The sequence below is a fragment of the Halobaculum limi genome, from assembly GCF_029490015.1.
GTDB classification, from domain to species: Archaea; Halobacteriota; Halobacteria; order Halobacteriales; family Haloferacaceae; genus Halobaculum; species Halobaculum limi.
In genome coordinates this window covers 1,410,906-1,430,097 of the sequence record NZ_CP120468.1, presented here as the reverse complement: position 1 = coordinate 1,430,097, position 19,192 = coordinate 1,410,906, and the positions used below count along the sequence as shown (strand labels likewise).

The 19,192-nt window shown below is 67.1% G+C and carries 24 protein-coding genes; 9 read left to right on the top strand and 15 right to left on the bottom strand.

Annotated features, from left to right (window positions below):
* The 3 genes from P0D77_RS07205 to P0D77_RS07195 all read right to left on the bottom strand — a co-directional run bounded on the left by P0D77_RS07205 (position 1) and on the right by P0D77_RS07195 (position 3,258).
* A complete protein-coding gene (locus tag P0D77_RS07205; RefSeq protein ID WP_277555616.1) occupies positions 1-756 on the bottom strand; it encodes a bacteriorhodopsin in 756 nt (251 codons plus the stop codon).
* The gene (locus P0D77_RS07200) at positions 756-2,327 is read right to left on the bottom strand and encodes a methyl-accepting chemotaxis protein (protein ID WP_277555615.1); all 1,572 of its coding nucleotides are present in this window, start codon (positions 2,325-2,327) and stop codon (positions 756-758) included. The genes P0D77_RS07205 and P0D77_RS07200 overlap by 1 nt, the downstream gene beginning before the upstream one ends.
* 85 nt (positions 2,328-2,412) lie before the next feature.
* On the bottom strand, positions 2,413-3,258 hold the full coding sequence (locus P0D77_RS07195) for a DUF2797 domain-containing protein (RefSeq protein ID WP_277555614.1): 846 nt from the start codon (positions 3,256-3,258) through the stop codon (positions 2,413-2,415).
* 201 nt (positions 3,259-3,459) lie between these two features.
* Here P0D77_RS07195 and P0D77_RS07190 point away from each other — a divergent pair, with 201 nt between their 5' ends.
* Together P0D77_RS07190 and P0D77_RS07185 are read left to right on the top strand one after the other, a co-directional pair.
* The gene (locus P0D77_RS07190; RefSeq protein WP_277555613.1) at positions 3,460-4,599 is read left to right on the top strand and encodes a S8 family peptidase; all 1,140 of its coding nucleotides are present in this window, start codon (positions 3,460-3,462) and stop codon (positions 4,597-4,599) included.
* 71 nt (positions 4,600-4,670) lie between these two features.
* Complete coding sequence (locus P0D77_RS07185) at positions 4,671-5,027, top strand: BsuPI-related putative proteinase inhibitor (RefSeq protein ID WP_277555612.1); 357 nt, start codon at positions 4,671-4,673, stop codon at positions 5,025-5,027.
* A 329-nt stretch (positions 5,028-5,356) separates the two neighbouring features.
* Here P0D77_RS07185 and P0D77_RS07180 read toward each other — a convergent pair whose 3' ends face one another.
* Entirely contained in the window at positions 5,357-6,292 is a 936-nt protein-coding gene (locus P0D77_RS07180) for an NAD-dependent epimerase/dehydratase family protein (RefSeq protein WP_277555611.1), read from the bottom strand.
* A gap of 106 nt (positions 6,293-6,398) precedes the next feature.
* On the bottom strand, positions 6,399-7,424 hold the full coding sequence (locus P0D77_RS07175; protein ID WP_277555610.1) for an SDR family NAD(P)-dependent oxidoreductase: 1,026 nt from the start codon (positions 7,422-7,424) through the stop codon (positions 6,399-6,401).
* Between the two features lie 99 nt (positions 7,425-7,523).
* Between P0D77_RS07175 and P0D77_RS07170 the strand changes: the two genes are divergently transcribed.
* Together P0D77_RS07170 and P0D77_RS07165 are read left to right on the top strand one after the other, a co-directional pair.
* Complete coding sequence (locus tag P0D77_RS07170) at positions 7,524-8,102, top strand: tRNA (cytidine(56)-2'-O)-methyltransferase (protein ID WP_277555609.1); 579 nt, start codon at positions 7,524-7,526, stop codon at positions 8,100-8,102.
* Positions 8,103-8,106: 4 nt separating this feature from the next.
* Positions 8,107-8,358: a hypothetical protein gene (locus P0D77_RS07165; RefSeq protein WP_277555608.1), complete on the top strand. Its 252-nt coding sequence runs from the start codon at positions 8,107-8,109 to the stop codon at positions 8,356-8,358.
* A gap of 24 nt (positions 8,359-8,382) precedes the next feature.
* Here P0D77_RS07165 and P0D77_RS07160 read toward each other — a convergent pair whose 3' ends face one another.
* From P0D77_RS07160 to P0D77_RS07140, 5 genes are all read right to left on the bottom strand, one after another.
* Positions 8,383-8,715, bottom strand: a complete 333-nt coding sequence (locus P0D77_RS07160) for an RPA12/RPB9/RPC11 RNA polymerase family protein (protein ID WP_277555607.1) — start codon at positions 8,713-8,715, stop codon at positions 8,383-8,385.
* Between the two features lie 364 nt (positions 8,716-9,079).
* The gene (locus P0D77_RS07155) at positions 9,080-9,334 is read right to left on the bottom strand and encodes a DUF5789 family protein (RefSeq protein ID WP_277555605.1); all 255 of its coding nucleotides are present in this window, start codon (positions 9,332-9,334) and stop codon (positions 9,080-9,082) included.
* 69 nt (positions 9,335-9,403) lie between these two features.
* Positions 9,404-10,066 carry a potassium channel family protein gene (locus tag P0D77_RS07150; protein ID WP_277555604.1) on the bottom strand — a complete coding sequence of 221 codons (663 nt, stop codon included), beginning with the start codon at positions 10,064-10,066 and terminating at the stop codon, positions 9,404-9,406.
* The gene (locus P0D77_RS07145; RefSeq protein ID WP_277555603.1) at positions 10,063-11,649 is read right to left on the bottom strand and encodes an APC family permease; all 1,587 of its coding nucleotides are present in this window, start codon (positions 11,647-11,649) and stop codon (positions 10,063-10,065) included. Before P0D77_RS07145 ends, P0D77_RS07150 begins: the two co-directional genes overlap by 4 nt.
* Before the next feature lie 75 nt (positions 11,650-11,724).
* Positions 11,725-12,501, bottom strand: a complete 777-nt coding sequence (locus P0D77_RS07140) for an enoyl-CoA hydratase/isomerase family protein (RefSeq protein ID WP_277555601.1) — start codon at positions 12,499-12,501, stop codon at positions 11,725-11,727.
* 152 nt (positions 12,502-12,653) lie between these two features.
* Here P0D77_RS07140 and P0D77_RS07135 point away from each other — a divergent pair, with 152 nt between their 5' ends.
* Both P0D77_RS07135 and P0D77_RS07130 read left to right on the top strand, forming a co-directional pair.
* Complete coding sequence (locus tag P0D77_RS07135) at positions 12,654-13,583, top strand: dimethylarginine dimethylaminohydrolase family protein (RefSeq protein ID WP_277555600.1); 930 nt, start codon at positions 12,654-12,656, stop codon at positions 13,581-13,583.
* Positions 13,584-13,642: 59 nt separating this feature from the next.
* Positions 13,643-14,158: a DUF5797 family protein gene (locus P0D77_RS07130; RefSeq protein WP_277555599.1), complete on the top strand. Its 516-nt coding sequence runs from the start codon at positions 13,643-13,645 to the stop codon at positions 14,156-14,158.
* A gap of 3 nt (positions 14,159-14,161) precedes the next feature.
* On the opposite strand, the gene P0D77_RS07125 is transcribed toward P0D77_RS07130, so the two are convergent.
* The 3 genes from P0D77_RS07125 to P0D77_RS07115 form a co-directional block, all read right to left on the bottom strand.
* A complete protein-coding gene (locus P0D77_RS07125) occupies positions 14,162-14,632 on the bottom strand; it encodes a hypothetical protein (RefSeq protein ID WP_277555598.1) in 471 nt (156 codons plus the stop codon).
* Positions 14,633-14,704: 72 nt separating this feature from the next.
* A complete protein-coding gene (locus tag P0D77_RS07120; RefSeq protein WP_277555597.1) occupies positions 14,705-15,709 on the bottom strand; it encodes a DUF5787 family protein in 1,005 nt (334 codons plus the stop codon).
* A 104-nt stretch (positions 15,710-15,813) separates the two neighbouring features.
* Positions 15,814-16,275 (bottom strand): bis(5'-nucleosyl)-tetraphosphatase, encoded by a 462-nt coding sequence (locus P0D77_RS07115; RefSeq protein WP_277555596.1) that lies wholly within the window; start codon positions 16,273-16,275, stop codon positions 15,814-15,816.
* 248 nt (positions 16,276-16,523) lie between these two features.
* Between P0D77_RS07115 and P0D77_RS07110 the strand changes: the two genes are divergently transcribed.
* The 3 genes from P0D77_RS07110 to trxA all read left to right on the top strand — a co-directional run bounded on the left by P0D77_RS07110 (position 16,524) and on the right by trxA (position 18,057).
* Complete coding sequence (locus P0D77_RS07110; RefSeq protein ID WP_277555595.1) at positions 16,524-16,856, top strand: uS10/mL48 family ribosomal protein; 333 nt, start codon at positions 16,524-16,526, stop codon at positions 16,854-16,856.
* Between the two features lie 14 nt (positions 16,857-16,870).
* On the top strand, positions 16,871-17,536 hold the full coding sequence (locus P0D77_RS07105; protein WP_277555594.1) for a 2,5-diamino-6-(ribosylamino)-4(3H)-pyrimidinone 5'-phosphate reductase: 666 nt from the start codon (positions 16,871-16,873) through the stop codon (positions 17,534-17,536).
* A gap of 185 nt (positions 17,537-17,721) precedes the next feature.
* Positions 17,722-18,057 carry a thioredoxin gene (gene trxA, locus P0D77_RS07100; protein WP_277555593.1) on the top strand — a complete coding sequence of 112 codons (336 nt, stop codon included), beginning with the start codon at positions 17,722-17,724 and terminating at the stop codon, positions 18,055-18,057.
* A gap of 49 nt (positions 18,058-18,106) precedes the next feature.
* Here trxA and P0D77_RS07095 read toward each other — a convergent pair whose 3' ends face one another.
* Together P0D77_RS07095 and P0D77_RS07090 are read right to left on the bottom strand one after the other, a co-directional pair.
* Positions 18,107-18,919: an inositol monophosphatase family protein gene (locus P0D77_RS07095; protein WP_277555592.1), complete on the bottom strand. Its 813-nt coding sequence runs from the start codon at positions 18,917-18,919 to the stop codon at positions 18,107-18,109.
* A 63-nt stretch (positions 18,920-18,982) separates the two neighbouring features.
* Positions 18,983-19,138 carry a hypothetical protein gene (locus P0D77_RS07090; RefSeq protein ID WP_277555591.1) on the bottom strand — a complete coding sequence of 52 codons (156 nt, stop codon included), beginning with the start codon at positions 19,136-19,138 and terminating at the stop codon, positions 18,983-18,985.
* Positions 19,139-19,192 lie beyond the last annotated feature (54 nt).

Here is a 19,192-nt window from a genome sequence, read left to right as displayed (position 1 = left end):
TCAATCGGCCACTGGTGCGGGCCCGTCGTCGCCCACCGGTCGAACGTCGCCGTTCTCTCCGTCGGTTCCGGTCGCCGCCGCGTCCGTCCGGCCGAAGATACCCCGGTGTTCGTAGACGACCCACGTGTACGGCACCTTCGCGGCCACGTCCATGAACGTCACCAGCATCGCCGTTCCGAGCGTCGAGACGAGGCCGAAGCCGACCGGACTCGCAAGCCAGATGACCGGGTACAGCATCCAGAGGATCCCGATCTGGTTGCGCAGACGGAAGAACAGCCGACGGCGTTCCGGCGTGTCGGTCTGTGCCTTCCGTGGAAACACGCGGAACAAGACGTACAACAGCGCCAGAAACGCCACACAGGAGACAGCGAATCCGGTCCAGCGAGTCACTCCGGTGGTCGTCGTCGCGACCCAGCCAGCAGCGATCATCACCGCGTCGGCGCCCGCCGCGCCGACGAGCCACCGTCTGTCGACGTCGACGACGTGCCCGACGTAGGCGACGAGGACGGGCGTGGTCACGAACCAGTCGACGTACCGCATCGTGTCGACGGTGTACCCACCTACGGAGAACTGGCCGATCCCGGCGGCCATCGCGGCGTACGACAGCGCCGCGAACGCGGGGATCGCGAGCAAGAGGCGGAATCGACCGGCGCCGGCGTCGAGGTCGTCGTTGCCGAGGAGGTGGACGACGACGGCCACACCGACGAGCATCGCGACGGTTCCGAGCGCGTACACGACCGTTCCAGGCGCCACCATCAGCGATCACCCCCGTCGTGGACGGCGGCGCCGCCGTCGCTCACTGCGGGGCGACTGCCACCGGCGTCGGGTGCCGCAGTCGAGTGCCGGTCACCGGCACCCTCGCGGATTGAGAAGTCGGCGAGGACGTCCGTCAACGCTGTCGACCGCTCGCGGAACGCCTCCGACTCGGCGACGACGGCGTCGACGGCGGTCGACTGTTCTGCGGCGGCGTCGGCCGCCTCTGCGGTTCGGTCGGCCGTCCGGTCGCTGATCTCCGCCAGGTCGTCGAGCGTCTGCGCGGCCGTCGAGGCCGACTCAGCCTGTTCGCTCGTCGTCTTGCTGATCTCGCGAACACCGTGGTCGATGTCTTCGACGTAGTCGACGATCTCGTCGAGGCGGTCGACCGCCGCCGCGACGGTCGTCGCCCCCTCGCCGACCTGTTCGTTGGTGGTCCGGATCGACTCGGCCGCTCGCTCGGTCTCGGTGCGCACTTCTGCGATCATCTCGGCGATCGCATCCGCGCGATTGCCGGTCTCCTCTGCAAGGCCTTTCACCTCCTCGGCGACGACGGCGAAGCCGTCGCCCTCGGTGCCCCCCTCACCGGCGCGGGCCGCCTCGATAGAGGCGTTGAGCGCCAGCATATCGGTCTGCGCTGCGATGTCGCGGATGAGTTCGGCCGCCTCGGTGATCTCCGCCGTCGCGTCGTCGAGAGCGTCGATCCGCTCGACCGCCTCCGTCATCGTCTCCTCGACGTCGTCCATCGTGTCGATAGCGTCGTCGGCCGCCTCGCGTGCTTCCTCGGAGGCCACCGCCGCGTCGTCGGTCGTGTCCACGAGGTCGTCCGTGGTCACCGCGATCTCCTCGGCCGTCGAGGACAGGTCACCGACCTCGTCGGCACCGGCCCGCGTGCGAGCACGCTGTTCGTCGGTGTCTGCGTCGATCTCGTCGGTCGCCTCGATCACGTCGTCCGTCCGGTCGTCGATCTGTTCGGCGGCGGACCGAACGTCGGCCGCGCCGTCCGCGACGTCCGTCGCAAACGTGTCGACCCTGGCGAGCGTCGCCTCCAGTTCGTCCACCGCGGCGTTGAACTCTTCGCCGACGGTCTCCATCGCCTCGTGGTCGTGGTCGACGTCGACGCGGACGGTGAGGTCGCCGTCGGCCACCGACCGGATCGTCGACGCGTAGTCGCTCGCGACCTGCTGGTAGTCGCTCGCGAGCGACTGAGCACGCTCTTCGGCGACCTCCGCTTCCTCCTGTGCCGTCTGTGCTTCCCTGATCCGCTCGGAGAGCGACCCGCGCATCCGGTCGACGGCACTGTACACCCGCCCGAGTTCGTCTTCGCGCGAGGTCCTGACGCGGACGTCCAAGTCGCCGTCCGCGATCGCTTCCGTCTGTGTCTCGAGCGTTCGCATCGAGACGACGATATTCGTGCCGAGGTACGCGCCGAGCACCACCTGCCCGGCGGTCGACATCAGTATCGTCCCGACGACGTTGCGCGTGAGGAGGCCGTACGCGACGACTGCGCCGGCCGTCACCACGAACCCGATCACGAGTTTCACGGCGAAACTCCGGCGTATGAACTGTACCATCGTATCTGCCGATGCAAACACAGTCGCAACGTATCAACTCCCGGTCGTGAGTATCACGATTGGATCCGGTGAAGCGACAGACGGGTCAGCCGAACGCACCGAGACTCGACTGGAGGTCGCGCCCCTCGCCGTCGTCGCCGTCGAGGAGTTCGTAGCCGACGAGGTCACGCATATCGACCGCGTACGTCGTCCCCGCGTTCTCCACCGTGAGGATCCGCCCTTTCGTCCCGACGACGGTCCCCGAGGCGAGCGTCTCGGCCACCGGGCGTTCGCTGAGGTCGAGGTCGTAGTCGAACGAGAAGGAGGCCTCGTAGTCGACGCCGTCGAGGAGGCGGTCCCACGCGGCTTCGTCGACGGTGGCTGCGAGGCCCGCGACCTTCGTCGGCACCCGTACGCGGTCGGGGATTCCATCGGTGTCGGGACGGGCGACCGCGGTGGGCTCGTCGCTGTGTCGGTCGAGGCCGTTCGCGGCGATCCCCGACTCGATCTCACGGGCGATGCGGCCGTCGTCGACGGTGCGGAGGTGGACCGCGCGGTCGGCGCCCTGTTCGCGCAGGCGCGTCTCCAATCGCCACTCTCTGGTGACGCCCACCTTGAACGTGTCCGGCGCGAACGCCGCGAGGTAGATGGCGTGGTCGTCGAAGCAGTCCATCTCGTCTTTCAGACACGTCCCAGTACACCGCGCACACACCCACGTCGAGCGGTGGTCGTCGCAGTAGGGCGCGTCGTCGGCGTCGCAGACGACGTGGCCGCCCTCGTGGACCGTCCCGGCACAGCGTCGCTCGCCGAGGCGCCACGAGAGGTCGGTTCCGGGGTCGAGGGCGATTCGGTCGACGTCGCCGGTTGGCGTCCCGGGCGGGGCATCGGTCGCGGGGTCGGCGTCGCTGACGAACAACGCGCCCGCCGGCGTTTCGTAGCCCACGACCTGCACAACGAGGGGTAGCCGCTCGGTGGGTAAAGCCGTGTCCACTCCGGGTGGGTCGCCACCAGACACCGCGCACCGAGTGGCACGCAGAGCCTCGGAAACTCCACCGTGACATCTGTCTGGAGGCCGTTGAATCAACTGAATATGTAGTTATTTGAATCTATCTTCGATAGAATTTTATTGGTGTGTCATATTTTCACGTTCGTCATGGTATATCGTGACGGGAAGACACGGCGTGACGTACTGAAGGCGACCGGCGCGGCGGTCGCGACGACCGGCCTCGCGGGAATGGCGTCCGGGTCGCCGGGGACTATCGAGGTCAACGTCGGCTACAGCGACGAGAGCGGTCGTCGGGCGGCGCTGTCGGCCGCCAGCGACGTGGTGCGGGAGTTCAACTTCGACGCCCTCACGATGCGGGTCAACGAGAACGCCATCCAGGGCCTCCAGCAGCGTCCGGACGTGCGCTACGTCGAGGAGAACGGCGAGATGCACGCCCTCGCGCAGCAACTGACGTGGGGCATCGACCGGACCGACTCGGAGGTGGCCCACGCGAACGGGTCGACCGGCGCGGGCGCGGACGTCGCCATCCTCGACACCGGCATCGACTCCGACCACCCGGACCTGCAGGCGAACCTCGGATCGGGCACGGCGTTCGTCAAATCCCGCGGCCGGTACGCCGAAGACTGGGACGACGACAACGACCACGGCACCCACTGTGCCGGCATCGCCGGAGCCGACGACAACAGTCAGGGCGTGCGCGGCGTCTCGACGGAGGCGACGCTGCACGCGGTGAAAGTGCTCGACAAGCGCGGGTCGGGGTCGTTCTCCGACATCGCCGCCGGCGTCGAGTACGTCGCCGACCAGGGCTGGGACGTCGGGTCGATGAGCCTCGGTGCGTCCTCGGGGTCGGCGGCGCTGAAAGACGCCTGTAGCTACGCCCAGAACAAGGGCGTGCTCCTCGTCGCGGCCGCTGGCAACTCCGGGCCGTGTACCGACTGCGTGGGCTACCCGGCCGCGTACCCCGAGTGTATGGCCGTCTCCTCGTCCGCCAGCGACGACTCGCTGTCCGGGTTCTCCTCGACGGGACCGGAAGTCGAGATCATCGCGCCCGGATCGAGCATCTACTCGACGGTCCCTGGCGGCTACGACACCTTTTCGGGGACGTCGATGGCGACGCCCCACGTCGCTGGTGCCGCCGGCCAGTTGATGGCCAACGGCTACACGAACGCCGAGGCACGGTCGCGGCTGACGTCGACCGCCGAGGATCTCGGCCTCGCGTCGAACGAACAGGGCGCGGGCCTCCTCGACACCGCGGCGGCGCTCGGGTACGACTCCAGCGACAACTGACGGCGACTCACACGTCGAACACTTCGCCGACCGGCCCCCACTTTCTTCGCGTGTGGCCCGGTCACACCGGTATGTCCAGTTCACTCGACGCGACGCTCACAGTCGCACCGACCGACGACGGACTCTCACTGTCGCTGACGGTCGAGAACGCCGGCACCGACGCGGTCGACCTCTCGTTCAGCGACGGCCAACGAGCGGAGTTCGTCGCCCGCGACGCAGCGCACGGCGAGGTAGTCTGGCGCTGGAGCGACGGGCGGATGTTCACGATGGCGCTCGGGTCGGAGACGCTCGCGGCGGGCGAGTCCGCCACCTACGAGGGGACGTGGGAGTCGCCACCGGCCGGCGAGTACGAGGTGACGGCGTCGCTCGCGACCGGAGATACCGACGCTGCAGCGACGATGATGGTCGTCGTTCCTGCAGACGAGTGACGGTGTGAAAACGCCCTGAGAAGTGAAACTCGGAGTGATCGGAGCGGGGCGGCGACGTTACTCGCCCGCAGGGCGGCCCATCGGAACGGCGCGCTGGTTGACGGCGTGAATCGCGTCCGAGACTTCGACGTAAGTTGCTTGACGGAATGAGGTCATACTCAATCATATGACGTGTGAGGATAAATAGTTTTTCACTACCGAGTAAAAACTTCTGAGCAGGCAGGCAGCCGACATATCTAGTCGTGCGGATTGTGCCGTAGGCCGAACCGAACAGCAGTGGCTACTGGTAGTTCGACGGTGGAGAACACGAGTCGGCGACCGGTGGTGTGTCAGGCCAGTTCGTCGAGGAGGTCGCGCGTCGCGCGGCGGACGGCGTCGTCGCTGGATGTGGGCGGTTCCCACCCGAGCGCCGAGAGTTTCTCGACGGAGAGGCGCATCTTCGGCACGTCGCCGGTCCACCCACGGTCGCCGCCGGTGTAGGCGTACTCGGGGTCCAGTCCCATCTCTTCGCTGACGATGTCGGCGATGCGGTTCACCGAGGTGGTCGTCCGTGATCCCAAATTGTAGGTGTTGAGGTCGCGGTCGCCGTGTTCGACGACGTGACACATCGCGTCGACGCAGTCGGTGACGTGGAGGTACGACTTCTCCTGGCGGCCGTCGCCGAGTATCTCCAGTTCCTCGGGGTCGGCCTGCAGTTTCTGGATGAAGTCGGGGACGACGTTGCCGCGCTGGTACGGCCCGACGATGTTGGCGAAGCGGTACACCCACGCGGTGAAGCCGTAACTCTTCGCGTACGTCGAGACGATCGCTTCGTCCGCGAGTTTCGAGGAGCCGTAGATGCTGATCGGTTCCAGCGGCGCGTAGTCCTCCGGCGTCGGGCGAGGGGCCTCGCCGTAGACGGTCGAGGAAGAGGTAAAGGCGAGATTCGTGACGCCGGCGTCTTCCATCGCTTCGAGGACGTTGTACGTCATCTCGGTGTTCTCCTCGAACAGCGTCCGGTCGTCGTCGAAGTTCGTGTCCGTGTACGCCGCGAGGTGGAAGACAGCGTCGAGGTCCGCGGTGACCGCATCGGCAGTCGCCGCCTCGTCGGTGAGGTCTGCAGTCACGACGTCGACGCCGTCGGGGACCCGATCGCGGTCGCCCTTCGAGAAGTCGTCGACGACGCGAACCGTCGCGTCGTAGTGGTCTTGGAGGTGCCCCGCGAGGTGGGAACCGATGAGGCCGCCCCCGCCCGTCACGAGGACGGTGGCTCCGGTGAGATCCATACTCGTTCGGGCGGCAGAGCGTTCAAAGTGTCTTGCGGTCGGGGCCAGCGTCTTCAGCGTCGCCGTCGTTGGTGGCCGGTCGTCAATCGTCAGTCGTCGTCCGTCGTTAGTCGTCGTCTGCGGCCGTGTCTGCCGTCGCGTCTCCGGCGGCGTCTTCGTCTCCGTGTTCGTCCGACTCCTCGTCCGTCACCTCGCTCGGTCCCGCCGCGTCGGCGTCTATCGCCGCCAGCGGTTCGTCGATGTCGAGCATCACTGCACTCTCCTCCCACAGGCGGCGCTGCGCGGCCGGGTCCTGCGCCTGTATGCTCGGTTTCTTCTCGCGCCGGTCGGCGAAGTAGCGCCCCGAGACGTCGCCGCCCTCGTCGCTGACTGCGAGATACATCGCGGTCGCCGCACCGTCCGCGGGCGTCGTCACGAACGGGAGGTTGCCGAGGAGTCCCGCCGCGCCCGACAAGGGACCCGGCAGATTTCGGAAGAAGCCGGACCCAGGAATCGCGCCGGGGTGGAAACTGTTGGACGTGATCGAACGGTCGTCGTCGGAGAGGCGTCGCGCGAGTTCGGCAGCGAACTGGACGTTCGCCAGTTTCGACCGCTGGTACGCTCGCCACGAGGAGAAGTCGTCCACCGAGCGGAGTTCCGCGAAGTCGATCTGATCGCCGCGGTGTGCCTCGGAGGCCGTCGTGATGATCCGCGCGTTGTCTGCGAGGTCGTCGAGCAACTCGGCGGTGAGTTGGTACGGCGAGAGGTGGTTGACGTGGAAGGTGTACTCGACGCCGAGGTCGGTCAGTTCCCCGTTGCGGAAGTAGCCGCCCGCGTTGTTGATCAGGAGGTCGAGACCGTCGTCGCCGACCGCCTTCCGGGTCGCGTCGGCCAGCGCAGTCACGTCGTCGGGGTCGGCGAAGTCAGCGGAGACGAACCGCGCGGTTCCCTCGTTGACGCCGGCGTCGATGGCGTCGACAACCTCGCGTCCGGCCGCCTCGTCGCGGCCGTGGACGATGACGTGTGCGCCGAGTCGGCCGAGCGACAGCGCCGTCTCTCGCCCGATGCCGCTGGTCGACCCGGTCACGAGTGCGGTCTGTCCGACGAGGCGTTCGTCGCCGACGCCCGCGATGTCTTCTGGATAGTTCGTCACAGTCGCCTGAACGGACTGAACGCAGATATGGGTCGCGGCCACGGCGGCGACGCGAGCGTGAAACGAACCGCCCTTACCGGCGCGTCCCGACGGTCGGGTATGACCGACGACGTCGTCGTCCTCCGGTACGGCCACCGCCCCGGTCGCGACGACCGTATGACGACACACGTCGGACTGACCGCGCGGGCACTCGGTGCCGACCGGGTGATCCTCCCCGACAACGCGGGCCAGTCCGCCGAGACGATTCGCGACATCACCGACCGCTTCGGCGGCCCCTTCGCCGTCGAACTCCGTGACGACCAGCGCGCGTTCACCCGCAACTGGGAGGGGACCGTGGTCCACCTCACCATGTACGGCGAACGAGTGCAGGACGTGGAAGCCGACGTTCGCGCCGACAGCGTCGACGCCGACACCCCACTTCTGGTCGTCGTCGGCGGCGAGAAGGTACCGTTCGACTTCTACGAAGAGGCCGATTACAACGTCGGCGTGACGAACCAGCCACACTCGGAGGTCGCCGGCCTCGCCGTCTTCCTCGACCGTCTGTTCGAGGGATCGGAACTGGAGCGCGAGTGGGAAGACGCCGACCGCGTCGTCCTCCCGCAGGAGACGGGCAAGAAGGTGGTCGACCCGGACGACGTGGACGCAGAAGTCGGGGACGACGAGGACGCCGACGAGTGAGGAGATGGTCGGATCGCGGACGCTGACGGCGCTGGTCGGCCTCGCGGTGTCGCTCGTGGTCAGCGTCGCCGCGTGGTACTACTTCGACACGCTGCTCGTGTTCCTCTTGTTGCCGTTCGTCCCGTTGTTGTTCCGTGGACTGGCGGGCGACGGCGACCGACCGGCGGTGAAAGAGTGCCCTGTCTGTGGGTTCACGACTCGCTCGCCGGACGTGAACTACTGTCCCCGCGACGGGACCGAACTCCGCAAGAAGTGACTCCTCGGTAGTGTCTCGGCTCCTTCAGTGGTCGTCTTCGCGCCACTTCTTCCCGCAGACGGTGCAGGTGAAGAATCGCGTCTCGGACTCGTCGGCCGAGCGAATCTGTTTCATCTCGTAGCGAACGGTCTGGACTTCGTCGCACTCGGGGCACTTCTGTTCGACCGTCGGGCCGACCTCGGACTCGTCGACGTCGGACATATCGACGACGGTGCTTCCCTCCTGCCCCTGCGTCGTCGTCATCTCTTGTTCGGTCGCGGAGTCACGCAGTTCCGCGTAGTCGCACTCCGCCGACTGACACACCCACTTGTCCCCCTCGGTCTGCATCATCGACCCGCACTCGTCACAGAATTTCATACCGGCGTGGTCCGCCGTCTTTGCACTTAAACTGCGGGATTCGACTGACAGAGACGGCACGCTGGCGTCTCCCCCAGTCTCATCTCGAAATCGACGACTAACGAAGTCCGTCGCCACCCGACGCAAGCGTGACGTGTCCTCCGACGAGACTGCGTTCGACAAGCAGATGCACATTCCCGAGGTCCGCAGCGGATGCTACTACGCCCGCCCGACGGACTGTTGTTGGCTCTGTTACCTCAGGATAGTCGGCGCCTCGCTCCGCCACCTCGTCACGGCGCGCGAGTGACTGTGGGTGGGCCGGACGCCAGCCAGCCCGCCAGAGTGAACCGGCCACAACAAGCCCACTGATCCCCACGGATACGTCTTAGCCGTCGCCTTCGGACTGTCCGGGTTCGCCGACCGCCTCGATGGGGAGGACGTTCTGGAGGCTGGTGTGCAGGTCTTGGGCGTCCTCGAATCGGTCACTTCGGCACTCGCCGACGTACTCTCCGAGATTCCCCTCGCCGTCAGCGAACTCGACGGTCACGTCGGCGAACTCCTCGGCCGCCTCCGCGCGTGACACCGGGTACGACAGTTCCCCGAACAGCGATTCGACCCGGGATAGTTTGACTGATGACATATTCGACCGTCCCATACGCGCCGCGAGGGTATTATCGTTGCCCACAGATCGGGACTGCGAGGACGCGCCTCATCCCCGGAACAACTGCCTGACCTCGTCGACGACGGCGGACTCGGCGGCGACGAGATACCGAACCTCCGGGCGAAGTTCCGTGTCAGCGTTGGCGACGCCGTCACAGCCAGGACCGGAGACGACGAGGCTCCCGCGCGGCAGCGACACCTCCCGGAGTGTCCGGCCCGCGACGGGTGCGTCGGGCGCGACGGTGAGTTCGATCACGTCCAAGTCGCCGGCGACCGTCTCCAGCGTCCGGACGGCGTCACCGCCTTCTATCTCGTTGACGGCGCGGCGTGCCCCGGCGTGTTCCGGGTAGAACACGTGATCGACGAACGGTTCGAACTCCGTCGTCTCCCGTTCAGTCGCTCGCAACACCGTCCGCACGTCGGGCGCGAGGCGCTTGGCCGTGAGGCAGACGGCGAGGTTCGTCCCCAGCGTGTCCGTCAGCGCCGCGACCACGTCCGCGCGGTCGGGTGCGGCCTGTGCCAGTATCGACGGGCGCGCGGCGTCGCCCTCGATGACCGACGCGATGTACTCGTCGGCCGCCGCCGAGACGCGTTCGGGCGTTCGCTCGACGATGACGACGTCGTGGCCGCGGTCGTGTAGCGAGTGGGCCGTCTCGAGTCCGACCCGGCCGCTCCCGACGACGACGACGCGGAGGTCCCCGGTTTCGCTCATGTGTCTTCCTCCGTAAGATTCTGCTCGGAGTCTACTTCTAACCCGGGGTCGGTCTCTGCGGCACGACTGCCGCCGTCGCGGTCGCCGTCACCGTCCCACGGGTCGGGTATCTCTCCGCCGGTCTCGGCTCCCGCGACCGTCTCGATGGCCGCGGTGTCCTCGGCGTCGAGCGGTCCCTCTCCCGGGACCGTCGCTGTCGACGCCTCCGAGGCCACACCCCCGACGGGTTCGTCCGCACCGATCCCGGGCGCCCGGCGACTCAACACGACGTACAGCGCCGCGCCGACCGCGAGCCATCCGATGGCGATGGCCCACGTCTCCGGCGAGATGAACGCCGAGAGCAGGAGGTTCAACACGATGCCGAGGATCGGTGTCGCCGGGTACAGCGGGACGCTGAACGGTCGACTCAGGTCGGGTTGCTGGTTGCGAATCCGGATCACCGCGAGGTTGACGACCGCGAACCCGAGCAACGAGAACAGGCTGGCGAGGTTGCCCACGACGCGAATCGGCGCGGCGATAGTCGCGACGAGCATCACCGTCGCGCTGGCGAGGATAGCGAGATACGGCGTGCCGTACTCGTGGTGGATGCGCCCCAGACGGGCCGGGAGTTGCCGCTCGCGCCCCATCGCGAACGCCACCCGACTCGACCCGATCACGACGGCGTTGAGCGCGCTCACCGTCGAGAACACCGCGCCGAAGGCGATCAGCGCGCCCCCGATGGGTGCGCCGAACAGTCCAACGTCGGGCATAAAGCCGATAGCTGCCTCGGCGACGGCGGTCTCACCCGCGGCCGCGAGCAGATCCGGGCCGAGCGTCCCGATGGCGACGCCGACCACGAGGAGGTAGATGATCACCGTCACGATGACAGAGGCGAAGATGGCGCGCGGGATGTTGCGCTGGGGGTTCTCGACCTCCTCGGTGACCGTCGCGATGAGGTCGTACCCCTGGAACGCGATGAAGGTGAGGCCCATCGCGGGAAGGACGCTCACGAACCCGCTCTCGGGTGGGAACAGCGGTGAGAAGTTCGCGCCGTCGACGGCGCTGATGCCGAATGCGACGAAGATGAGGAGGATGACGATCTTGATCGCCGTCACGAGCGTCTCCGCGCCGCCGGACGCCTCCGTCGACAGCGCGTTCAGGCCGACGAACGAGACGATCGCGAACAGCGCGTAGCCGATGATCCACGGCTCCGACGCCGGGAGGCCGGGCCAGTACAGGTGGACGAGTTCGACGAAGTTCGACGAGAAGCCGAGCGCGTACAGCGCGCCGGCGGCCATATACGTGAACCACCGCGTCCACCCCATCACGAACGCGACCGGTGCAGAGAACGCCTCTCGGACGTACGCGTAGCCGCCGCCGTTCTTCGGGATGGCGCTTGCGAGTTCGGCGTACGACAGCGCGGTGAAGGCGGTGACGCCGCCGTTGAGCGCGAACACGACGATCGCACCCGCCCCCGCGGTCTCGGCCGCGAGGCCAGTCAACACGAAGATGCCCGCGCCGATCATCGCGCCGATGCCGATCATCGTCGCGTCCAGCAACCCGAGATTCGTTGCTGGTGAGCGACTCCCGTGTGCCCCGCTCATCCCTCGGCCACCATGTGCTACGGTGACAGTTTACGTACAGCGACGAAAACGTACCGCCGATTCCGGCGACGCTGCCTACTCGAACTCGGGATCGCGCTTGTTCACGAACGCATCCATCCCCTCACGCTGGTCGTGCGTCCCGAACAGCCCCGAGAACACGCGCTTCTCGTAGGTGAGGCCGGATTCGAGACTCGTCTCGTGGGCCGCGTTGATAGCCTCTTTCGCCGCGGCGACCGCGAACTTCGGCTGGGCGGCCAAGTCGGCGGTGAGGTCGTCGATTCGAGCATCGAGTTGGTCGTGGGCGACCACCTCGCCGACCATCCCGTACTCGTGGGCGTCGGTTGCGTCGATGCGGTCGCCGAACAGGATGAGTCTGCGGGCCACCTCGTCGTTGACGAGGCGCGGAAGCCGTTGGGTGCCGCCCCACCCCGGAACGATACCCAAGTCAATCTCGGTCTGCCCGAAGACGGCGTTCTCTGCGGCCACGCGCAGGTCACACGCCAGCGCGAGTTCACAGCCGCCGCCGAACGCGTAGCCGTTCACCGCCGCGATGGTGGGGGCCGGGAACGTCTCCAGCGACCGCGCCACGTCGTGACCGAGTTCGGCGTACGCCTGCGCCTCCGGCGTGTCGAGGTCTTTCATATAACTGATGTCCGCGCCGGCGATGAACGCCTTCTCGCCCGCGCCCGTGAGCACGAGCGCTCGAACGTCGTCGTCCTCGGCCTGTGCGATGGCGTCCTGCAGAGCTTCGAGCGTCGCGACGTTCAGCGAGTTGAGTTTGTCCGGTCGGTCGACCGTGACCGTCGCCACCTCGTCGTCCACCTCGTATCGGATCGTCTCCCAGTCCGTCATGGCTCCCCCGTCTCGGGGAACGGAGAAAGGCGTACGGGTCGGGGAGCAGAGCGAGTAGAACCGGCTGTTCGTCCAGTTATACAGCGTCGAGTTGGTGCAGACGTTCGGATATTCGGTGTGTTACTATATCCCAAACGGTCGTACTGCGTCGAATGTCGACGATCGCACATCGCGTGTACGACGATCGAACCCCGCTGACGCTCGACCGCTCGGACCTCCCGTCGCGCCCCGACCACGAGACGGTCCTCCTCGTGTCGCCGACGCACTTCGCGGTCCGCTACCGCATCAACCCGTACATGGGGGGGCGCGTCGTTCCGGGGCGGGCGCTCGACCAGTGGATGAACGTCCGGCGGGCGTACGAACGGTACGCCAACCGAGTGCGCATCGTCGACCCCGACGAGATTTGGCCCGCGAGCGACGGCGCCGTGCCGGACGTACCGGTATCCCTGCTCCCGGATCTGGTGTTCGCCGCGAACCTCGCCGTCCCGACGGCCGACGGCGGGGGCGTCGTCCTCGCGCAGATGGCGACCGACGAACGCGCTGGCGAGCCACAGCACTTCCAGCGGTGGGCGCTCGACGACGGCTACGAGGTGGAGTCGCTGTCGACCACCGCCGCGTTCGAGGGCACCGGCGACGCCATCTGGCACCCCGGCCGGCGACTGCTGTGGGGTGGGTACGGCGTGCGGACCGAGCGGGCGGCGTACGACGAACTCGCGGCGCTACTCGACACGCCAGTCGTCACGCTGGAACTGTCCGACCCCCACTACTACCACCTCGACGTCTGTTTCGCGCCGTTGACCGAGGACACAGCGCTCATCGTTCCCGAGGCGTTCACGGCCGCCGGGCGTGCGCGCATCGACGCCCTGTTCGACCGCGTCATCGAGGTGCCCGAACACGAAGCGACCGGCGGCCTCGCGTGCAACTGCCACTGCGTCGACGACGACCACGTCCTCCTCGCGAGCGGCAACCCCGAGACGGAGCGTCGGCTTCAGGCGGCAGGCTTCACGCCAGTTCCGCTCGACACCGGCGAGTTCCAGAAGGCCGGTGGGTCGGTGTGCTGTCTGTCGTTACTCCTCGGGTGAGGCGACGCCGACTCGCGGAACCGGGAGGCCCAAATACTCCGACCCGGAATCGTCTCCCGATGAGCGACCTCACCGACGAGGAACTGGAGCGCCTCGGCGACGTCGTGCGCCTCCAGCCGACGAAGAACAGCGAACTCGGTGAGCGGTGGGGAATGGACAGCGGGAGCGACGTCCACGGCTACCTCGAAGGCCACCTGAAGGACTACTACTACCGCGACGACAACAGCCTCATCCGCGCGACCGCGGAGGCCGCCGAGTTGACTGGTGTCGAACCCGGCGTCGTCGACGACGAGGACGACCCCAACGCCGTCCCCGAACGAATCACGGTGCCGGAACTCCACGCGCAGGTGTTCCGCGTCGTCGCCGACCACGACGAGCGCTCGGAGTCGGTCGTCTCCGTGTTGAACAAGGTGCGCGAGGAGTTCGGCGTCGACCCCGAGGCGGGCGACGTGCGTCGCGCCCTCCAGAGCCTCCGTCGAAAGAACGTCGTCGAGGTCATCTACCGGACGGTGCCGACGTTCAAACTCGCCGTCCCTCGTGAGGAGGTCGAGGTCGTCTCCGAAGCCGAGGCGTAAGACTCAGCGGTCGAGGAGACGGGCGATTCCGTACCCGACGACGATCGGTGGCACCGAGAACACAATCGAAAGTGGAACCGACACGAGCGCGGACCTCGCGTAGATTGCGAGTTTGTCACCGAGCGGAATTGGACCGAGGCGGCCGGCGAAGTCTACGGCGGCGTTCAGGTTGACGGCGGCGACCACAGTCACGACGCCGAGCACGAACCGGTGGCGGGCGACTCCACGACGGACCGCGGCGGCGACGCCGACGGCGAGCGTCAAGTGAAACAGCCACGTGAGTTGGTAGTAGAGCGCCATCCCAACCGGTGCGGTGAGGTTGAGATTCGAGAGCGGCGGCCTGTCCACACTGATCGCGAACGAGAGGGCGAATAGATACGCCAACGGAGGGAGGAGCGTTCGTGCTTCCGCACGGAGCGAGTCGGTGTCGGCTGCACGAAGTCGCTGGACGAGGAGGGAGTCGTCTGCTGACACGACCGTACTCACAACCAGAGCGGGAAGTAGTTACTGCCGTCTGTCAGTTATCTCGTCCACAGCGGATGCGGTTCACCGCTGCTTCGACGATTGGGTCTCTCTGCTCGCACACTCCCGCTCCCGTTCTCGCCGCCGTTCCAACAGCGCCCGAATCCCCTTTCCAGGCCCTCCCTCGACGGGCCATCCGCCGGTTCGCCACGTCGGCGGTTCCGGTGAGAACTCGCCACAACTCCCCTTACACTCGGCGGCCGTCGGCACGCGCTCTTTGGCCGCGCAGTACGGGACGAGCGCCCGCCCCTCGCGTCGAAGTTCGAAGTGGCGGCAGTCCGGGCGCATCGTCTCGGTGAACGAGCGCCACCCCTTCCCGTAGCCGCGTTCGGCGAGCAGTCGCCGCGTTCGGTTCTCGGGGTCGGAATCGAGCGTCGTCGGATGCCACACCACCTCGGCGGTGTCGGCGTCGACGCCGGCGGCGAAGTCGAACTCTAACACCCCGACCTCAACGGGGATATCCTCCAGCAACGCGGGCGAGACGCGCTCACCTGTCGCGGCAGTTGCGACCCACACCTCGTCCGCGAGCCCCGACTCGACGTCGTACTGCAGTTGGTCCGCGAGCGCCGCGGCCGCGCTGGCGTCCAAGTCGGGCTTGTTCTCGATGGCGACGATACGCTCGACCCAGTCGGGGTACTCGCGCACGCGCCGGAACTCGATGCGGCCGTTTTGCCCGCTCCGTTTCTCGACGAGGTCACGGGCGGCCGCGCGGTGGACGGCCTCGCGGACATAGCGCCACGGGAACCCGGGGTCGTCGACGGCGTCGCGGTACCACGCGAACTCGGCCGGTGCGCTCTGAACGATCCGTAGTAGGTCCGAGTCGAGGCCACGGTCGCCGAACCGTCGTCGCACGGCGAACGCCTCGGGGTCGACTTCGAGGACGACCGTGTCCCACCGGCGCTCGCGGGTGCCGAGTTGGCGCGCGACGACGACCGGGCGAGCGCCGTCGCTCGGATGCCACGCGAGTTCGGCCCACCGACTCACGAGGAGTTCGAACGCGAACTCGCTGTCGCCAGCACCCGGAAACACGTCCTGCGCTGGGGGAGAACCGGACTAACCGGTTTCGGTGTCGGGGCGGTCGCTCGTCGTCGAGCGGTTGGAACATCGGACCGCGGGGGCGAGGACGGGCCGCGTCAGTCTCCGGTGTTGAGCATGTAGCCGTCGGCGTCGGTCGCCTGCAACTCGTCGAGGTAGTCGTGTGCCTCGCGGAGGATGTCGCGGGGGCCGTCCTGCGTGATGGTGTTGAGCGCTTGCTCGTAGTCGCGCCACTGCAGGTCACGGTGTTCGGTCGACAGTTCCGCGGAGGCTTCGAACGAGTGAGCGATGAACAGGTGCACCGTCTTGTGGATGGTGTTGCCGCCCGCCTCGAACACGTAGTCGTACTCCTTGCGGAAGCCGTCGATGAGGCGGAAGTCTTCGACTCCTGCCTCCTCGGTCACTTCTCTGATCGCCGTCTGCTGAAGTTCCTCTTCGCCCTCGACCCCGCCTTTCGGGAACTCCCAGTCCCCGGGTCGGCTCTTCAGGAGTAAGTACTCCCTGCGACCGCGGGTGTCGCGGAAGAGGATGGCTCCAGCGCTAGTCGCTTCGACCGGCATTGGCGATTGGTAAGCCACCCCGGTTCAAGAGTATGTCGGAGCCACGACCCCAGCGATGCCACCAGTGGTCCCCGACGGAATCGACTGCAGGCACCGCCTCGCTCCTCGCGACAACCCAGTTTCAGGCGGTCCAGGATCGCTGGTTTTGCACGTCACCGTGAGCACGGTGTGCGACCGAGCCACGAACCACCAACGGGTAGATGCGCTTTTGACGCTCCGGCTAATCAGTCGTGGTAGACCCCCAGCCTATGACCTTCGTAACTAAACTCCGATTCCAGAGCGGCGACCGGGCCGCACTGGACGACACGGTGAACGGAATCCGGGAGATGCTCGAACGAAAGGGAGCCGAGTGCAAGGGTCCCCACACCGAACCCGCCGAACGGGTGACCGTCCCGCTGTACGAGGGTCTCTCCTCGGGCGACACGCTCGGCGAGTGGTCGTTCGACGTGTTCGCACGCCGACTGGAGATCCACGGCAACGATCATATCGCCCGTGAGGTCGGCCACATGGACTTCCCCGACTCCGTCCACGTCGAGATCGAACTCGAACAGAAGAAGCCGCTCGGCTACCGTCAGAACTGACCGATTCGGACCCTGTGTACGTCCACGTCAACGCCGCCGTCTCCGTCGACGGCAAACTCTCCTCACGACGTCGCGAGCAAGTCCGTATCAGCGGCGACGCCGACTTCGACCGCGTCGACCGGATTCGCGCGGCCGCCGACGCCGTCCTCGTGGGCGTCGGCACTGTCCTCGCGGACGACCCGCACCTCACGCTCGACGAGGAGGACCGCCGCGTACAACGACTTCGCGCGGGTCGGTCCGGCAATCCCGCCCGCGTCGTCGCCGACTCTCGCGCCCGGACGCCGACGGACGCGCGGATTCTCGACGACGAAGCGACCACCTACCTCCTCGTGAGCGACCGCGCCGACCCCGACCGACTCGACGAACTCCGCGAGGCTGGCGCGGAGGTGCTTGCCGTCGGCGGCGACGATGGTCGCGTCGACTTCGGGGTGGCGTTCGACGCCCTCGAATCGGAGGGCGTCGAGCGAACGATGGTCGAGGGCGGCGGCGAGGTCATCTTCTCGCTGTTTGACGCCGACCTCGTCGACGAACTCACGCTGTACGTCGGATCGCTCGTGATCGGCGGCCGCGAGGCCCCCACGCTCGCGGACGGCGAGGGGTTCGTCGACGACTTCCCCCGCCTCAACCTCGTCGACGTGGAGCGCGTCGACGACGGCGTCCTCCTCTCGTACGAACGTTGAAGTACGGAACCGAGACCACCTCGTCCGTGCGCTGACAGCAGCGTCCGTCGGGTAGCGGGTGCGCGACACACCGGCGGACGGCGGTCCCAGTCGCCTGTTCGCCAGTTCCGCTCCGCTGGAGCCACGTCTCTGCGGGGTCGTCGGCGACAGCGTCGGTATCACGGGGACTCCCCAATAGGGAACCGATGAGCAGTCAGACTCCAGCAGGGGAGCCAATTCACGTCGAGAGCGAAGAGCAGTTCCGCGAGTTGACCAGCGAAGGCATCGTCCTCGTGGACTACTACGCCGACTGGTGCGGGCCGTGCAAGATGCTGGAGCCGACGGTGAAGGAACTCGCCGCCGAGGAGGAGGACCTCACCGTGCTGAAGGTCGACGTCGACCAGTTCCAGGGCCTCGCGAGCGAAGCCGGCGTCCGCGGTATCCCGGCGCTGCAGTTCTTCGAGGGCGGCGAGGAGGCCGAACGCCTCGTCGGCGTCCAGGAGAAATCCGACCTCCTCCGCGTCGTCGAGTCGCTTCGGTAAACTACGACGCCCGGCGTGACAGCGTCGCCGACGCTGTTCCAGTATTCTGTTAGGTCGCGTCGAACGCCGCGACCAGTTCCTCGTGTGCCTCGTCGTTTGAAGCGATCAGCCCCTCCGAACCGGGTCGCCAGCGCTCGCCGGATATGTCCGTCGCTCGGCCGCCTGCCTGTCTGAGGATGTGAACGCCTGCCGCGGTGTCCCAGTCGTTGAGTTCGACCGTCGACACCGTGGCGTCGAGTTCGCCCGCCGCGACGCCCGACAGCGCCGCCTGTGCACAGCCGAACCGCCGGAGATCACCGAACTCGTCGAGTATCGTCTCCACGACGCCAGCGAGTTCGCGTCGGTGGGGGCGTGAGACGCCGAACAGCGGATTGATCGTGAACGCGGCCGGATCGGTCGTCTCACTGACCGTGATTGGCTCGCCGTTTCGGGTCGCCGCTCCGTCGCTCGCGACGTACAGGTCGTCGACCGCTGGCGCGTAGTTCGCCGCTGCGACCGGGTCGCCGTCGCGACAGACGGCGACGCTCGTCATCCACACCCTGTTGCCGCCGACGTAGTTGACTGTCCCGTCGATTGGGTCGACGACCCACGCGACGCCCGACTCGGGGACGGATTTCAGCGCGTCGTCTTCCTCGCCGACGACCGCGTCGTCGGGATAGCGGTCTCCGATCACCGAGAAGACGTGGTCTTGCACTGCCCGATCCACCGCCGTCACCGCGTCCAGTGGGTCGTCGCCCTTCGCTTCCACCACCAGATCCGAACGGAAGGAGTCGAGTGCGACACGGCCGCCGGATTCGGCGGCGTCGACGCAGGTCTCGAAGCGGTCGCAGTCGCTCGTGTCGGCGTCCGAGGCGTCGTCCATACGCGGGCCACGGCCGGCCGGTACTAACCTCGGTCGGTCCGACCTGCCTGCAGGAGCGACCGGTCAGTGGACGCGGCCGACGGACACGTCGTGGTCGGCGTCGTCCGCGTGGTCAGTGGCCGCTTCGACGGCGGCTTCCTTCGACGGGCGGAGCGATTCGGTCGGGCAGTCACGACAGACCACGTGGTACAACTGGTCGTGCATCACGACCGAGAACACACCCACTACCCTTTGGTACGCCCTGGATAACTGCCATATCGGCGGTCTCGAAAC

Excerpts from the sequence above, each read along its gene's own strand:
- P0D77_RS07205 (WP_277555616.1), bottom strand. The coding sequence starts at position 756 with ATGGTGGCGCCTGGAACGGTCGTGTACGCGCTCGGAACCGTCGCGATG.
- P0D77_RS07200 (WP_277555615.1), bottom strand. The coding sequence starts at position 2,327 with ATGGTACAGTTCATACGCCGGAGTTTCGCCGTGAAACTCGTGATCGGG.
- P0D77_RS07190 (WP_277555613.1), top strand. The coding sequence starts at position 3,460 with ATGGTATATCGTGACGGGAAGACACGGCGTGACGTACTGAAGGCGACC.
- P0D77_RS07185 (WP_277555612.1), top strand. The coding sequence starts at position 4,671 with ATGTCCAGTTCACTCGACGCGACGCTCACAGTCGCACCGACCGACGAC.
- P0D77_RS07180 (WP_277555611.1), bottom strand. The coding sequence starts at position 6,292 with ATGGATCTCACCGGAGCCACCGTCCTCGTGACGGGCGGGGGCGGCCTC.
- P0D77_RS07170 (WP_277555609.1), top strand. The coding sequence starts at position 7,524 with ATGACCGACGACGTCGTCGTCCTCCGGTACGGCCACCGCCCCGGTCGC.
- P0D77_RS07165 (WP_277555608.1), top strand. The coding sequence starts at position 8,107 with ATGGTCGGATCGCGGACGCTGACGGCGCTGGTCGGCCTCGCGGTGTCG.
- P0D77_RS07160 (WP_277555607.1), bottom strand. The coding sequence starts at position 8,715 with ATGAAATTCTGTGACGAGTGCGGGTCGATGATGCAGACCGAGGGGGAC.
- P0D77_RS07155 (WP_277555605.1), bottom strand. The coding sequence starts at position 9,334 with ATGTCATCAGTCAAACTATCCCGGGTCGAATCGCTGTTCGGGGAACTG.
- P0D77_RS07150 (WP_277555604.1), bottom strand. The coding sequence starts at position 10,066 with ATGAGCGAAACCGGGGACCTCCGCGTCGTCGTCGTCGGGAGCGGCCGG.
- P0D77_RS07145 (WP_277555603.1), bottom strand. The coding sequence starts at position 11,649 with ATGAGCGGGGCACACGGGAGTCGCTCACCAGCAACGAATCTCGGGTTG.
- P0D77_RS07140 (WP_277555601.1), bottom strand. The coding sequence starts at position 12,501 with ATGACGGACTGGGAGACGATCCGATACGAGGTGGACGACGAGGTGGCG.
- P0D77_RS07135 (WP_277555600.1), top strand. The coding sequence starts at position 12,654 with ATGTCGACGATCGCACATCGCGTGTACGACGATCGAACCCCGCTGACG.
- P0D77_RS07130 (WP_277555599.1), top strand. The coding sequence starts at position 13,643 with ATGAGCGACCTCACCGACGAGGAACTGGAGCGCCTCGGCGACGTCGTG.
- P0D77_RS07115 (WP_277555596.1), bottom strand. The coding sequence starts at position 16,275 with ATGCCGGTCGAAGCGACTAGCGCTGGAGCCATCCTCTTCCGCGACACC.
- P0D77_RS07110 (WP_277555595.1), top strand. The coding sequence starts at position 16,524 with ATGACCTTCGTAACTAAACTCCGATTCCAGAGCGGCGACCGGGCCGCA.
- trxA (WP_277555593.1), top strand. The coding sequence starts at position 17,722 with ATGAGCAGTCAGACTCCAGCAGGGGAGCCAATTCACGTCGAGAGCGAA.
- P0D77_RS07095 (WP_277555592.1), bottom strand. The coding sequence starts at position 18,919 with ATGGACGACGCCTCGGACGCCGACACGAGCGACTGCGACCGCTTCGAG.